This is a genomic window from Chordicoccus furentiruminis (assembly GCF_019355395.1).
GTDB lineage: Bacteria > Bacillota > Clostridia > Lachnospirales > Lachnospiraceae > Chordicoccus > Chordicoccus furentiruminis.
The window spans coordinates 1,514,772-1,529,177 of the sequence record NZ_CP048829.1; the positions used below are offsets into that span (position 1 = coordinate 1,514,772).

Genomic DNA, 14,406 nt, shown 5'->3' on the forward strand with positions numbered 1-14,406 from the left:
AGCTGTTTATGAAAGCCAAAGCTTTTAAAGCTGCCTTCCCATACACCCTTCCGATTTTTGCCGGGTTCTGGTTTCTGGCGCTTGCCTATGGGATTCTGATGAATGTAAACGGCTTTTCCTTCATCTATCCGATGTTTATGAGCCTGTTTATCTATGGCGGCTCGCTGGAATTTCTCGTTGTCTCGATGCTGATGTCTTCATTTGCTCCATTATCCGCTCTGGCTGTCACACTGCTTGTGCAGTCCAGACATCTGTTTTATGGGATCGCCATGCTGGATCGTTTCAAAGGCATGGGATGGAAAAAACCATATCTGATATTCGGAATGTGTGATGAAACCTTCTCGATCAACTACACAGCGAATATTCCGGAAGATGTGGATCGTGGATGGTTTATGTTTTTTGTCACGCTCCTGAACCATTGTTACTGGGTTTCCGGTGCAACGATCGGCGGATTAATCGGATCGCTTCTGAAATTCGATACGAAGGGGCTTGACTTTGTGATGACCGCTATGTTTGTGACGATCTTCATGAATCAGTGGATGAAAGAAGAGAAAAAATACACCGGGATGATCGGCATCGGCGCAGCCGCCATATGTCTCATGATGTTCGGTCCTGATTCCTTTATGGTGCCGGCCATGCTGGCGATACTGACACTGCTGACCGCTTTCAGAAAACCGATCGAAAAATCTTATGCAGAAGGAGAAGATCAAATATGAGTCCTATGACCATATCCGAACAAATCATCACGATCGTGATCTGCGTTCTCGGCACCATGCTGACACGCTTTCTGCCGTTTCTCGTCTTTTCTTCAAAGAAACCGACGCCAAAGTATATTGTCTATCTGGGAAAAGCGCTTCCCTGTGCCGTCTTTGGAATGCTTGTGGTCTACTGTCTGAAAAATGTTTCCCTGCTCTCCGGTACACACGGCATCCCGGAGCTGATTGCGATCGGAATAACAGCCGGTCTTCATCTTTGGAAAAAGCAGATGCTGTTATCCATCGCCGGAGGAACGATTGCATATATGCTGCTCGTGCAACTTGTTTTTTAAGCCGGAAGACCATGCTTTTCGTACTATCCTTCTTTCGGAAACTTTTTTATATCTTCCATTAATGTATCATATGGCATCATTTTCTCCTCTCACTGCATCTAAACCACGAGCTCTATTATCATCTTAACACATGGACAAAAGGAAGACCGCGAAACCTCATAACATACTACAGAAAAATAATCTCTTCCATTAACGTTTCAGCGGTATTTCAATGGAATCTCAGAACCAATCCGTCTCTGTTCTTCCTCATCCACCAATATATCTTCCAGATACTTTCGAAGGGGATACAGCGCATCGGTTTTATGCCGGCTTCCGTCATCCATGACAAGTGTATTTCCCTCAAAAGAAAAGGACAGTTTTTCTGCCGGGAAGCAGATCTCCACGTGCAGACCGTCGTCCGAAGATGCTTCATCTGACGGCGCTTCAAGAGTGATCGCTGAGAGCAGCTGGCAGATTGTCCTGATGGACTCAGGATCGGTGACCTCGGCGCTCCGTACACCGCCTTCCGTGGAAAAAGAAAACCGTATGTTCTCAATATCGGACAGGTTCGAGGATGCTAACGCAGTCTGTGCGGCCCACACTCCAGTGTAACCGGCTGTCTGATCGGATGAATTATCTTCCAGTCTCCTGACCGGCTGCGTGTAATTCAGTCCCTTCATGCCGAGCGTCTGCTTGAGATCACAGTCGACCACGTAGACAAAACCACCGTCAGAGGCGGCTTCCTGCTCTTTTTCAGACAAATAGGCTGCCCAGTCCTCATTTGAATACAGCCGGGCGAACCGGTCCAGCTCTGTCTCCGTGGCTTCAAAAGGCAGCATCGTCGTCTCCAGCAGCAGATACTGATGGGAATCATGCCAGGTCTCGATGGCAACCTGTGCGTGTCCCGGCGTAAAAATGATGCAGGGATGCATGCCGGCTGACATCAGTGCGCTGGCCATCAGGATGGATGTCTCGATACAGATGCCGGATCCCCCGGCAAGAACCGCGTCAGGCGTGAGCACGCGCTGGTCATCCACAAAGGAATAGGAACCGTTTACGTACCGGACGCCCAGATCACTGAGCGCCACCTGAAGGGCCGCCGCCTGGAAGTAAGCAATATTCGCATCGCCGGCATCATATCCGTAAGAGCTCTGGTATCCGGGCAGGACCGCATAGGAGTCACCCAGAACGCTGCCGAGCCAGTCAGCTGCCTTTCTTCGCAGCGTCAGCATGCCTTCGGATTCCGGTGTCAGCCAGGCAAGGATATTGTCATTGGTGACAAAACCGAAATCATCCGTATAAATCCGGTAATCATAGACGCTCTCTAATGTAATCGTTTTTGATTCCTGCGCGATCACATGCCCCATATCCGCTTCTTTCACTTCCATTCTGAGCTGGGTCTCTCTGGATGAGCCCAGATCCGGCAGATCGGTAAGGACCGGCGGCTTGATCATATAAAACGCGGCTTCCGGTGTGACCGTCATCTTCCGCTCATATGTCTGTGTGAATCCGTTGATCACAATGGATATCAGGACGTCCTTTGTCCCATGATCGGTGTACAGGGTAAGATTGACGGCGGAATCTGTTGAGGGATAGACGTTCGGCATCACTTCATCGATCAGATCATATTCCGCTGTGACCGATATATCCGAGTCTGAAAGCGTGTCCGCCTTTGACAGGTTCCCGCAGACTTCGATCATGCGGCTTCTTTTTCCCGCGAGCCGTTCTGTCAGAATGTTCCGGGCATGTGCCATCGCGATGCCCGTCTGGCTGACCATCCGACCGTCATAGTCGGAGAAAAATTCAGAAGACCGTTCAACGAGCTGAATCGCGGTGTACTGGGCAAGTACATCGTCATAGCTGAACGCCTGATACTGAGACCGCATGCATTCTTCCATTCCTGCCATCTTGCTCTGATAGCAGTCCCACAGAGACCCGATGGCCGGGGGCGCTTCCACCGTTTCCAGTGCGTCCATGGAATCCGTCAGACAATCAAAGGCCGCATAGAGGTAGTCCACTTTATTCTCGTAATCCGTGTTCTGCATTCCTTCCAGAAGCATCTGATTGATGGCATACCGGTTGATTGTGAAATCGATCAGTTCCCGCATACTCCGCATGCATGCAAACGCTTCCGAATTATATTCTTCCCAGGCTTTTTCGAGCTTTTTCTCATCTTCGGAAAGACTCTCTCCGCTGCTTTCAGCAAGTTGTTTTTGGATTGACTGCAGGGCCGCGATGTCCTTGTCGAGTGCATTTTCCTGCTTCACAGCATACTTTCCGAAGGAAGCATAGCTGTAGCCGGCGTATGTATAGCTTTTGTAGTCCGAAGCAAGCTGGTCGGCAAAATCCGAGGCGATGTCTCCGGCGTCTTCCAGGTATGGCTGCGCCTCTTCAAGTGCATTCTGTAAAGCCCCGGCATAATCCGTACCTTTTTCGGCGGGGGAATTTCCGCTGACCGTTATGGAAATGGATAACATCGTCAGTACCGAAATGGCGGCTGTTATGATCTTATTCATCTGCTATCTCCAGAGATCCGATAAAATGAATGGCATACAGATTGACCTGATCGGAATTTTCACCCTTCTCAACCGTAGCGGTCATGACATTGGTGCTGCCGACGTGATAAGTATAGATAAAAAGGGTATATTCACTGCTGCCACGTGTGAACGTATAACCCTTCCCGTACACAGTCTTCCCGTTTACATCTGCCTGTGTCAGTGGCTGGATCATCCGCGGCTCATCGTTCTTCAGCATGGTGGATGCATAATAATTCAGCAGGAGAATGCATTCGTCCTCTCCACCGGCGTAGAACTGAAATTCAAGTGCCGGGAAGCCGTCAGAGACTGAAGCGTCCTGCGCAACATAGAGATCTCCCGAAGTGATATAGCTGTAACCTTTCGGAATCTCCACAGTCGCCTTACCTATGATAAACGTATCATAACTTCCGATATCTGCTTCATAAGCGGACTGTCCGCCGTTCCTGTACCGCTGCATGCGTGAGGCAAATTCATCGGACACCTGGCTGGTATCGTCATCCGTCGAAGAAAAATCCGAACGAAAAGTTGAAGCACTGCTCTCCGACGACCCATTTTGAGAGACGTCCTGTCCGGATATGGCCGTCGCAGTGCCTGCCAGAGCTATTGCCGCAGTCAAAAACAGCCAGACCCACTTCGTGCCTTTTATTCTGTGCGCCTTCCGCATCTGTTCCGGTGATTGCCTTTCTGTTTCTCGTGCCATCATCTCGTCACCTCCGTTTCATCCGTTCCGCTTCTGAGCTGACGGTTCCGGTCCTGTTCCGGTCGACTGCCATTTCGCGAATTACGGAAAGCCTGTTCTCTTATGATCAGCGTGCGGATGAGTTCGCCTCGATGTCATCCAGCTCATTAAAAAGCTCGTTATACTCGCTGAAGACATCTGCATCGTCCGTATACGCCTGCACGTCTGTCGGAAGGTACAGATAGGCCTGCCCTTGGTCATGCGTCTCTCCCAGCTCATAATAGCTGGGGAGTTCCTTGTAACTGTCATCGTGGCTCATGCCGACGGAGAACAGGAGTCCGCCCGTGTAGCCCTCTTTCTGCCACGCGTCATAACTCCCGATATGATAAAACGCCAGCGTGGTCCCCGTGTCTTCCACATAGTACTTTCCATACCAGTCAGCCGGGAGCATGAGAAGGAAGTAAGCCGACTTGTACTCCAGGCGGCCGTCCTGATAGATGGTGTATGTGACATCCGAAAAGGCTGTCGTGTCGTAAGTTTCCTGATAATAAATATCACTGCCACTGTCAGCATCCGGCTCTTTCGTGGCGTCGGCTGTATCGGAAGCAGAATCGGAATCCGGCCGGATGCTCACATCCTGGTCAGAGATATCCGTTCCCTCCACAAGGCGAAAAATCCCTTTGCCGTCATAATACGTTGCCGTCCCGGTCGCAGATGCATTTTCAGAGATGCTCACCTTTCTGAAGGAAACCAGGGAGGATGAACCTGTCCCGGATTCCCTGACAATCTCACCGGACGTCGCCTTAAGGTACATATCGTCCGTGACAGGCGCAAATCTTGTGCCGCTGTAGTCATCCGTAAACCCGTTGTAGGCTTTGTAGACGTCCCCGGTCTCCGTGTCATAGACTCTCTCAAATCCAAGCGTCGCGTCACTCTGCTTCTGGGACAAAATGTCATAGGTCGTATTGCGGTTTTCCCAGGAACTCATGACCATATCACTGATTTCACTTGCGGTCTGCATGAAATAGGAACTCGCAGCCATAGTCTGCTTCCACTCCTGCCTCCGTGCGGACAGGAAAGAATCCGTGAACTGAATCGACGAGAGAACCGATTCAAGCACCGGCTGCCAGTCGAGAAATTCATTTGCCGGCACCGCTTCCATGATAACGGAATAAGCCGTGCAGTATCCGACATCGATCATCTCCGAGTAGATGTCATAAGGCACGGAATTCACCATATACTCATAATCCGTCACCCAGGCCGAGAACAGTCCCGACACTTCAGCGCTGCTGCTGCCGGAAAGATAAGTCCCCTCGAGGAGATCCCCGCCGTTTCCGATCCGGCCAAGTGCATTTCCAACCGTAAAATCGGAATATCCGTAGAGATCACCCATGCCCTGGAAGAAACCTTCCGTGGTGACAGACGGCAGGACCGGCATATCCGCCCAGTAAGAACCCGAATAAGCGATATGCCAGTCCTTTGCTGCCTGGCTTTTCAGCATACCGGCACAGTTCAAGTTCAGATAGACCATTCTGTCAGGTGCAGACGGATCGTAGATCTTCACCGCGTAGCTGATATAATCCAGGCCGCCGCTCCCCATGAGCCCGGGCCGGACCGTCCAACCTTCCGGCACCATAGCAGTGAAATTGCCGGCCGGGTCACTGTAGTTCACCAGACGTGCCTGACTCGCCTCATTTTCCACGATTCTGACATCCGGTGCTGCAGATACGGCTCCCCCTGTGATGGCACCGGCTGCCACGTTTCCGCATGTCATGAGGGTCAGTGACAAAATAAGAGCTGTCGCTGCCACGCAGTTCTGCTTTCGTTTCCGGTTCATGCGCTCTCCTTTCTGCTGAGGGTTCCCTTCCGTGACCGGTCATGTCACGCAGACATGGTATAATTTCGCTTATATTTTTCCTTATGAACCATGTATTCTTGTGCATAAATTATAATATTCGGGTATGGTCATTTGAACGCATCTTCCCGATATGTCATTGACAATCCGGAAATGAATAGAGACAATGAACTGAAAGCACCTTGTAAAAATAAGTCGGGGAGACTTGCCATGGATGTGAAATTTGACGATCTTCTGAACCGTTACATCACAAAACTTGGATGTACAGGAAAGGCTCTTTCGCTCGCATCCAATCTGTCAGAAGGCACGATCAGCCGATACCGCGCAGGCAGACGTGTACCGGAGGATGGCAGCCCGGAACTTCGGGCCCTGTGCAGAGGGATCGCTCAAATCGCCCGGGAGAAGAACATTTCCGGTATAACGGAAGAAACCGTCATGGAGACGTTATCTCAGGCAGTATTAAAAAACGCAGCCGATCCGGAAGCTCTGCAGAAAAATTTCAACACACTGATTACAGCTTTGACCATCAATGTATCCGACCTGTCGCATTTTCTGAATTACGACCCGTCTTATCTTTCTCTGATCCGGAACGGAAAGCGTTTTCCCTCAGATCCGGGGGCTTTTGCGACCGCTGTTGCCGATTTTGTCGTCCGATTTTATCCGGACCGGACAGGAATTTCAGAATTGACAGGTACAGACCCGGAGGCGATTGCGGACCATGATGCATATCGGGAATGCGTCGCCCATTTTCTGACCGGCCGACATGCCGGAGAGGGCCCTCTTCCCCGTTTTCTGAAGAAAATGGATGCATTTGACCTGAATGACTATCTTCGCGTCATCCGCTTCGATACATTCAAGGTTCCGTCCGCTCCGTTCCAGCTTCCGACCTCAAAGCAGTATTTCGGCCTGTCCGCCATGATGGAAGGCGAACTGGACTTCATAAAGGCTGTTGTCCTCTCAAAATCGATGGCGCCTGTCACGATGTACAGCGATATGCCGATGGAAGAGATGGCGGAAGACCCGGATTTTCCTAAGAAATGGCTGTTCGGGATGGCACTCATGCTGAAGAAGGGGCTTCATTTCAACCAGCTCCACAGTATCGACCGGTCATTTGAAGAGATGATGCTCGGGCTTACGAGCTGGATTCCGATGTATATGACAGGCCAGGTATCGCCCTGGTATCTGCCGGGGGCATCGGGCAGCCCGTTTCTGAACCTCCTGAAAGTTTCCGGGACCGCTGCTCTTTCGGGTGAGGCGGTCCGGGGCTTTCATGCCGAAGGGAAATACATGCTCACGCTGAAGAAAACGGAAGTAGCCTATTATCAGAAAAGGGCAGAGCGTCTCCTCTCACGCGCAAAACCCCTGATGGAAATATTCCGTGAGGACAGCCGGCAGTCCTTCCAGTCATTTCTGAAAAATGACGCGAGGCAGCCCGGCCAACGCCGCATCATCCTGTCCTCTCTGCCTCTGTTTACAGCCTCTTCCGATCTTCTGAAACAGTTTTCTTCCGACAGCATGACGGACTCTCAACTTGCAGGCTTTTCGGAAGCCCAGCGCGACAGGGTCGAGCAGATCTTGAGCCACAGCCAGGTCACGATGGAAATCCCTGCTCTGAAAAGAGGGGTTTTTGAAAGTGCTCCTCTTCGTCTTCCGCTCGCGGAATTTTTCCATGAAGAGGACCTGTTCTACACCTGGGACATGTACCAGGAACACCTGGAAGAGACGGATGCATTTGCATCAAAACACGAAAACCTCACGCTCATACGAAATGAAAACCCGCCATTCTCAAATATTCAGATCCTGGTCCGACAGGGAAAATGGGTGGTGGTCTCGAAAGAGAAATCTCCGGCGGTCCATTTCCTGATCCGTCATCCGAACATGTGCAGGGCATTTGAGAATATCATGGTTCCGATCGCGGAAGACAGGAGCTAGGTGCCAGGCACCGTAAATGTATAGCAGTGGTGTGCTTCGGTATGACCTGCTTTAGTTTCGGATACCAGTTCGGATGCCGGGATAACGATAAAGACACAAAAAATGACCGCCCTCAGCCTCGCAAACTTGAGCGGTCATCGTTTTAGGATAATAGGCTAACCGTCTATCGGTAGTGCCCTCTTGTATCTCTTTAATATAGCGACCTGGACGTTTTTGTCAAATGGCAGTCTCATTCGGATCTGCCATTTTGTCCTTTTCCTTCCCTGCCAGACCAAGGTAGCAGAAGGCAGCCAGAGCACTTCCGAGAAGCGGTGCTGCGATAAAAACCCATTTTCCGGAGTATAGTACAATGTCACCTGAAGTCGTTGTTGTCTGCTTATCATCTCGCGGCAAGTTCTGTCCTAATGAGCCTGCCTGCTCAAAACCTCCATACATTGACATCTGGATTGTAACATCACCTTCTCTGGCCATATCCCGTAGTGCTGCTACAGCCTGGTTGTCTTCCCAATTCACATTTATTTTTGTATCGCCAATTGTAAAATGAAGTTGGACATCTGAATAAAATAAAGATCCATGGCGGGTTCTTTGGTAGAATGTCAGTCACCACAACAAACTTTCTACAGGAGAATCGCCACCATGGAATACTTTCATTCTACCACAACTTCCCATAAGAAAGGTAAACATCTTTCATATGAGGAACGAGTTCTTATTCAGATTCGTTTTAAAGACAACTGCTCCATTCGGGCAATTGCCCGTGAGATCGGCTGCTCACCGAGCACTGTCTCGAATGAAATAGCACGTGGTTCCGTTGCCTTATATAACGGCCGCGTGACCCGTTATAAGGCTTCTGCCGGTCAGAAAGCCTATGAGGACAACCGAAAGCACAGTTGCCGGCATTATGACTTCCTGAGCAAATCAGCGTTTCTGGAGTATGTATTGAAACACTTTACAGAAGACGGCTGGTCATTAGACGCCTGTGCTGGACGCGCTATTCTCGATGGTCAATTTACCAGAGAACAGATCGTCTGCACAAAAACGCTTTACCGCTATGTTGATCTTGGCTTCTTTGACATCAGAAACCATAACCTTCCTGAAAAGCTGAAGCGTAAGTCCAAGAAACATAGATCTCGGATCAACAAGAAAAGGCTGGGCCGCAGCATTGAGGAACGTCCCAGAGAGATCGAATCCCGTGAGGAATTCGGACACTGGGAATGCGACCTCGTATTGGGCGCTAAGACCCAGGATGACCAGGTCCTGCTCACTCTTACTGAACGCAAAAGCCGTGAGTTCCTGATGCTTCCTATTGCTGACAAGACATCAGTGTGTGTCATGGAGGCAATCAAACAACTTCAGGAGATTTACAGCGAACACTTCAGCGAAGTGTTCAAAACCATCACGACCGACTATGCCGAAGAAAAAACTATGCCGAAGTTTTTCTTTGTTGCTTGAGTTTTCTTCGATGTCGAAAGATTCTTCGGCATAGTATTTTATACTTGAAGCATCAGTTCTAAGGAGGTGCTTCAAGATGGATATAGATACTGTCTGCATGTTACTTATCAATGCTTTGAAAGATGCCGGATATAATGATTCCACCATTTTTAATTACCAAGGTGCTGTACGAAGGTTTAAGACATTCTGCAAAGAACACAATGCTGCGGAGTATAACCATGAAATCGGCAAGCTTTATGCTGATTCTGTAATCAGTCCCAAAACCGGAAAGTTCAGTAAAGAGCGTTATCATCTTCAAGGCCGTTTTATCAGGCTTATTGACTCGTACATCAGGACCGGTCAGTTTGTTTTTACGACCACTTCAAGGTCAAGATTGCAACCGGAGAATGCGTATTATCGAAAAGTCTACACGGATTACTGTTTCTATCTAAAAGATGAGTATGAAAACGAGAACACTCGCCATTTTTATGAGTATGGGTAACTGTTCAGAACCCCCTGCACTGACATAGTTTTACATAATAGTGACACGTAACATTTGATATTTTTCCTTAATAGTAATACAATATAATAAAAGTAACACTATTAAGGAGACAGATTCATGGCAATCGTAAAGGTTCATAATAAAGCTCGCAATATAACATATGTCTATGAGTCTGTTTCCTATTGGGATAAGGAGCTGAAGCAGCCCCGTTCCCACCGCAAGCTGATTGGCCGCATCGATCCTGCCACAGGCGATATTGTCCCGACGGGAAAGCGGACAAAGGCAGATGCTGCTTCCCTGACCCATAGTGATACAGACTATAGGGCATTGTATGAGCAGGCTCTGGCAACAATAGCGCAGAAGGATGCCCTTATTGCAGAGCTTCGTAGTCAGCTTACCGCCGCAGAAGGCGAAACCCGTTTCTGCCGCTGTTCGATGAAAAAGGCTTGTGATATCCTGATGGATACCGCTTCCGGAAAGGAGCGGGTCAATGGATGACAAAGATCTTATTATCGAAACAATGGCAAAACAGAATGCGGATCTCACCGCACTTGTGCAATCACTGACGGAAACCATCAAGGAATTAGAGGAAACTATCCGAGAGCTCCAGCGCCAGCTGAATCAGAACTCCCAGAACAGTTCCAAGCCACCTTCCAGTGATGGTTTCAATAAACCAAAGCCTCAAAGTCAGCGGCAGAAATCCGGCAAGAAGCAGGGCGGACAGAAGGGGCATCCGGGCTCCCATATGTCGATCCCGCATGAACCGGATGAATACAGCAAACATTTGCCGAAAAAGTGCCTTTCCTGCCCGCGGCTGAACGAGTGCGTCATGAGCGGCAAAGTATTTACCTGCGGTGAGAAGCGTTATGAAGTCAATGCAGTCATCACAACCAGGGTGACAGAGCACCAGTCCATCCAGGTGGCATCATGTCCATGTACGGGGGAAGCCCTGGCCGGGGAATTCCCTGAGGGAATCCGGGCATATGTACAGTATGGCGATTCCGTTTCCGTACTTGCCGGATTGCTGAGCACCTATGGAGCAGTCAGCACAATGCGGATCCATGTCCTGCTGGGAAGCCTTCTCGGGATCAGCCTGTCCACCGGGACGATCACCTCCATGGTGTCGAAGTGCGCCCAAAAAGTGGGCGGTACACTTGAGACTATAAAGTCCATGCTGATCGGGTCGAAGGTCGCCAACTTTGATGAGACCGGCACCGACGTGAATGGAAAAACCATCTGGGTGCATAATTCATCCACTTCGGATCTGACCTATCAGACGATCAGCACCAAACGTGGCCAGATCGGCATGGAGGGGAATGGTGTGCTCACCAAGTTTGGCGGTATTGCTGTACATGACTGCTGGTCTCCATACTGGAAGTATGACGATATCACACACGCAGTTTGCAATGGACATCTGCTGCGCGAACTGACCGGTGTTTGTATATTGTCAATAGGTAATCCTCAAAATTGTCATCAAAATTCCCTGTTTTTGGAAAGGGAATTCCTTGTTGTTGTCAGGACACGATTTCTTCATTCCGGGGTACTGTCTGGCGCATCAATGCATGCTGCATCCGATAACTTTTCCCGTCGAACATGATTAAGTGTCCATGATGGACGAGACGGTCAATCATCGCGGCAGCCATCTGTTCATCCGTAAAGATGCCTCCCCATTTTGAAAATTCGATATTTGTGGTCAGAATCAGACTCCTGCTTTCGTAGCTGTCCGATATCACCTGAAAAAGCAGCTCGGATCCATCCCGATCTACCGGCACATACCCCCACTCATCGAGGATCAGCAGGTCCTGTTGGTTAAGAGTTGTTCTCAGGCGCTCCAGCGTACCGTTTTTTCGCGCCTCGGCGAGTTTCAGAACCAATTCAGTCACCGTATAGAAACGCACCTTATAGCCTTTTTTGCAGGCCAGTACGCCTGCGGCGATTGCCATGTGTGTCTTCCCAAGCCCCACTGGTCCATAGAGAACCAGGTTCTGCTTCTTTTCGATGAAAGAGACATTTAACAGATCCTCTTTTGCCAGAGCTGGAGGCAGTTTGGTTTGGCAAAAGTCATAGCCATCAAAGGTTTTATAAACGGGGAAGCAGGCTCGTTTGATCAGCCGGTGGATGTGATTGATCTCCCGATTTTCGATTTCCTTTTTGAGGGCATCGCGCAGATACTCGATCTGCTTAGGGGTACCATCCGTCTGGCACATTTCTGGGATTGCTGCCGTGAAAAACAGTTTTTTGCAGTAACCGTTGATGTCGTCGAGTATCCCGGTCTGTTCCTTTGCTGTCATCATGATGCCTCATCCTCCCTTCCTGGACCCAAAAACGCCCTATCATACACTTCTAAAGATGGTCCTGACTCCGGAGGAGTATCAATACCATAGCCTGTGATGCGTTGCGCAATAATCGTGGCATCGGATGAATTAACATCTCCGTTTTTAAGGGACATAGTCATGGCATCCACAGCCGCTCTGTAACCATACTCATCGTTAAGCCCGCTCATAAGTCTGAGCTTTTCCTTAAGCTCCGGTTTTTCCAGTCCGTCCAGGTAATCCCTGAGCGGATCCGGAAGTTCCTTCCGTATACCGCTGTTGTTCCAGGCACCGGCATTTCGGGAAAGTACACTGAGTGTCGTGCTGTAATCAGAAACGTCGGTCCGTACATCGCCGTATTGACGTCGGTGCCGTACGATCAACTGACCATTTTCCTCGAGAACATCAATGTAATGAGCTCTGATACCGATTAACACTTTCTGATTATGGAGTTCAGGTTTGGTTGAATAGTAATGCTTTCCGTCAATGCATACCTTGCCGTAGCCATCCGCCTTGAACCAATCATACCGACATACATCAAATGGCCTTGATGGAAGGGACAGGAACTGCTTCTGATCTTCTTTGAAGAGATCTTTGATCAGCTGCAACTTCTTGTAATGAGGCTTGGCAGCCTTGCGCTCATTCATTGGGAGCAGAGTCTTGTTATATTCGACCATGTCATGATAGTGTGGCGCTGGCACAAAGAGGTTTCTCCGGATCGTCCCTACTTTATTCTCGACATTGCCCTTTTCCCAGCCGGATTCCGGATTACAGTACCTGACCTGAAAGCGGTATTGAGCACGGAACTTTTTAAACATCTCGGTTTCGATGACTTTGTCATGTACCCGATGGCCGACTCCGGTAGCATTGTCGAAGATCAGGACCGGCGGAACTCCTCCGATGTGGGTAAAGATATCCTCAAGTCCCTGACAGACGCACTCTGCGTTTTCACCACAGAAGAGCTGAGTATAGGAGTCATTGCTGAACGGAAACGAAACGACCAGATATTTCCTGCGGACGCAACGGTTGTCCTCATAGAAATCCGCCTCTCCGAAATCCACTTGAGCATAGCCGGGATCCCAGACCAGTTCCTGCGAAGCTTTGTTCTGGACATCCTTACGGATCTTTTTCAGATACCGCTGTACTGTCTCATAGCTGCCTGTATAACCTTGTTCCTCAACCAGCCGGTCGTAGACCCGCTGTGCTGTATGATGTTGTTTGCACCAGTGTTTTCGGTCCTCTTCAAGCCACTGCCTGATCACCGGTTTAAACGGATCAAGAATGGATGCCTTTGGCGAAACCGTAACTGGGTTGTCCGAAAAATCCTCCTTCTCCAGGTATTTCTTTATGGTTTTTGGATCAGCACCGGTTTTTTTATGAATTTCACTGATCTTATAGCCACTTTGGTATAAATCTCTGATATGATTGATATCGGACATGCTGAGCATCTTCCTTTCCTCCCTTATCTATTGGTTGTGCTTTAGATAAAGGATAATTTTGATGGGTTGGTGTTTCAACGTGTCCTTTCCATTTATAAGGAATTCCTTTTCCGATTTCAGGGATTTTTATTTCCAATTCCTGGTATTATTAGTTTACAACATACAGGTGTTGAACAGTATAGTCCGGGACACATGTGGGCGCCGGGGTTCAAGACCCTCCTCCGTTCCATGAAAAAGGCCCGTGATAAAGCGGTGGTCAAAGGCAAAACGGAACTCAGCTACTATCACCTTCATAAGTTTGACACAGAGTATGACAGGCTTATGATGATGGCAAATGAGGAATGTCCTCTTTCCCCAGATCCGCTAAAGAAAAAGAAAGGGCGGAAGAAAAAAGGGAAAGAGCGGTCGCTCATCGAACGCCTTATGGCACTCAAGGCATCAGTCTGCCTTTTTATCAGGGACTTCGATGTTCCCTTTGATAACAACCAGGCGGAGCGCGATGTCCGCAATGTCAAAACAAAAACCAAGGTGTCCGGATGTTTCCGTACAGAAAGTGGGGCGCAGGATTATCTGGACATCATGTCATACATTAGCACAGGCAGGAAGCACGGTATCAGCGCTTATGAAGCTTTGACAGCTGCTTTTACTGGGAACGCTGAGATCGTCCTGCAGTAAGCAGGGGTTCTGAACAGTTA

At 49.2% G+C, this 14,406-nt stretch carries 13 protein-coding genes and 1 pseudogene; 8 read left to right on the forward strand and 6 right to left on the reverse strand.

All coding sequences use genetic code 11. The annotated features are described in order from the left end of the window. The first annotated feature begins 8 nt into the window (after positions 1 to 8). Positions 9 to 716 carry an AzlC family ABC transporter permease gene (locus G4C92_RS07125; RefSeq protein WP_274941873.1) on the forward strand — a complete coding sequence of 236 codons (708 nt, stop codon included), beginning with the start codon at positions 9 to 11 and terminating at the stop codon, positions 714 to 716. A 5-nt stretch (positions 717 to 721) separates the two neighbouring features. Further along, on the forward strand, positions 722 to 1,048 hold the full coding sequence (locus G4C92_RS07130) for a branched-chain amino acid transporter permease (protein WP_274941874.1): 327 nt from the start codon (positions 722 to 724) through the stop codon (positions 1,046 to 1,048). A 197-nt stretch (positions 1,049 to 1,245) separates the two neighbouring features. On the opposite strand, the gene G4C92_RS07135 is transcribed toward G4C92_RS07130, so the two are convergent. The 3 genes from G4C92_RS07135 to G4C92_RS07145 all read right to left on the reverse strand — a co-directional run bounded on the left by G4C92_RS07135 (position 1,246) and on the right by G4C92_RS07145 (position 6,080). Beyond that, positions 1,246 to 3,543: a hypothetical protein gene (locus G4C92_RS07135; RefSeq protein WP_274941875.1), complete on the reverse strand. Its 2,298-nt coding sequence runs from the start codon at positions 3,541 to 3,543 to the stop codon at positions 1,246 to 1,248. Then, a complete protein-coding gene (locus G4C92_RS07140; protein WP_274941876.1) occupies positions 3,536 to 4,264 on the reverse strand; it encodes a hypothetical protein in 729 nt (242 codons plus the stop codon). Before G4C92_RS07140 ends, G4C92_RS07135 begins: the two co-directional genes overlap by 8 nt. A 106-nt stretch (positions 4,265 to 4,370) precedes the next feature. After that, positions 4,371 to 6,080, reverse strand: a complete 1,710-nt coding sequence (locus tag G4C92_RS07145) for a hypothetical protein (RefSeq protein WP_274941877.1) — start codon at positions 6,078 to 6,080, stop codon at positions 4,371 to 4,373. Between the two features lie 228 nt (positions 6,081 to 6,308). On the opposite strand from G4C92_RS07145, the gene G4C92_RS07150 reads away from it, so the two are divergent. Then, on the forward strand, positions 6,309 to 8,030 hold the full coding sequence (locus tag G4C92_RS07150) for a hypothetical protein (RefSeq protein WP_274941878.1): 1,722 nt from the start codon (positions 6,309 to 6,311) through the stop codon (positions 8,028 to 8,030). 216 nt (positions 8,031 to 8,246) lie between these two features. On the opposite strand, the gene G4C92_RS07155 is transcribed toward G4C92_RS07150, so the two are convergent. Next, entirely contained in the window at positions 8,247 to 8,543 is a 297-nt protein-coding gene (locus tag G4C92_RS07155; RefSeq protein WP_274941879.1) for a cyclophilin-like fold protein, read from the reverse strand. A 123-nt stretch (positions 8,544 to 8,666) separates the two neighbouring features. Here G4C92_RS07155 and G4C92_RS07160 point away from each other — a divergent pair. The 4 genes and pseudogenes from G4C92_RS07160 to G4C92_RS07175 all read left to right on the forward strand — a co-directional run. Further along, positions 8,667 to 9,446, forward strand: a pseudogene (locus G4C92_RS07160) (IS30 family transposase); the annotation flags it as partial. A gap of 109 nt (positions 9,447 to 9,555) precedes the next feature. Next, positions 9,556 to 9,960 carry a hypothetical protein gene (locus G4C92_RS07165; RefSeq protein ID WP_274941880.1) on the forward strand — a complete coding sequence of 135 codons (405 nt, stop codon included), beginning with the start codon at positions 9,556 to 9,558 and terminating at the stop codon, positions 9,958 to 9,960. 117 nt (positions 9,961 to 10,077) lie between these two features. Then, positions 10,078 to 10,458 carry a hypothetical protein gene (locus G4C92_RS07170; RefSeq protein ID WP_274939919.1) on the forward strand — a complete coding sequence of 127 codons (381 nt, stop codon included), beginning with the start codon at positions 10,078 to 10,080 and terminating at the stop codon, positions 10,456 to 10,458. After that, positions 10,451 to 11,557, forward strand: a complete 1,107-nt coding sequence (locus G4C92_RS07175; protein ID WP_274941881.1) for a DUF6444 domain-containing protein — start codon at positions 10,451 to 10,453, stop codon at positions 11,555 to 11,557. Before G4C92_RS07170 ends, G4C92_RS07175 begins: the two co-directional genes overlap by 8 nt. Here the strand turns inward: G4C92_RS07175 and istB are convergent. Together istB and istA are read right to left on the reverse strand one after the other, a co-directional pair. Next, positions 11,475 to 12,254 carry an IS21-like element helper ATPase IstB gene (gene istB / locus G4C92_RS07180; protein WP_274939770.1) on the reverse strand — a complete coding sequence of 260 codons (780 nt, stop codon included), beginning with the start codon at positions 12,252 to 12,254 and terminating at the stop codon, positions 11,475 to 11,477. The genes G4C92_RS07175 and istB overlap by 83 nt on opposite strands. Next, positions 12,251 to 13,711: an IS21 family transposase gene (istA, locus tag G4C92_RS07185; protein WP_274939771.1), complete on the reverse strand. Its 1,461-nt coding sequence runs from the start codon at positions 13,709 to 13,711 to the stop codon at positions 12,251 to 12,253. Before istA ends, istB begins: the two co-directional genes overlap by 4 nt. Positions 13,712 to 13,780: 69 nt before the next feature. Between istA and G4C92_RS07190 the strand changes: the two genes are divergently transcribed. Further along, complete coding sequence (locus tag G4C92_RS07190) at positions 13,781 to 14,386, forward strand: IS66 family transposase (protein ID WP_274941973.1); 606 nt, start codon at positions 13,781 to 13,783, stop codon at positions 14,384 to 14,386. Positions 14,387 to 14,406 lie beyond the last annotated feature (20 nt).

Coding starts and splice junctions, on each gene's coding strand:
- G4C92_RS07125 (WP_274941873.1), top strand. CDS start 9: ATGAAAGCCAAAGCTTTTAAAGCTGCCTTCCCATACACCCTTCCGATT.
- G4C92_RS07130 (WP_274941874.1), top strand. CDS start 722: ATGACCATATCCGAACAAATCATCACGATCGTGATCTGCGTTCTCGGC.
- G4C92_RS07135 (WP_274941875.1), bottom strand. CDS start 3,543: ATGAATAAGATCATAACAGCCGCCATTTCGGTACTGACGATGTTATCC.
- G4C92_RS07140 (WP_274941876.1), bottom strand. CDS start 4,264: ATGGCACGAGAAACAGAAAGGCAATCACCGGAACAGATGCGGAAGGCG.
- G4C92_RS07145 (WP_274941877.1), bottom strand. CDS start 6,080: ATGAACCGGAAACGAAAGCAGAACTGCGTGGCAGCGACAGCTCTTATT.
- G4C92_RS07150 (WP_274941878.1), top strand. CDS start 6,309: ATGGATGTGAAATTTGACGATCTTCTGAACCGTTACATCACAAAACTT.
- G4C92_RS07165 (WP_274941880.1), top strand. CDS start 9,556: ATGGATATAGATACTGTCTGCATGTTACTTATCAATGCTTTGAAAGAT.
- G4C92_RS07170 (WP_274939919.1), top strand. CDS start 10,078: ATGGCAATCGTAAAGGTTCATAATAAAGCTCGCAATATAACATATGTC.
- G4C92_RS07175 (WP_274941881.1), top strand. CDS start 10,451: ATGGATGACAAAGATCTTATTATCGAAACAATGGCAAAACAGAATGCG.
- istB (WP_274939770.1), bottom strand. CDS start 12,254: ATGATGACAGCAAAGGAACAGACCGGGATACTCGACGACATCAACGGT.
- istA (WP_274939771.1), bottom strand. CDS start 13,711: ATGTCCGATATCAATCATATCAGAGATTTATACCAAAGTGGCTATAAG.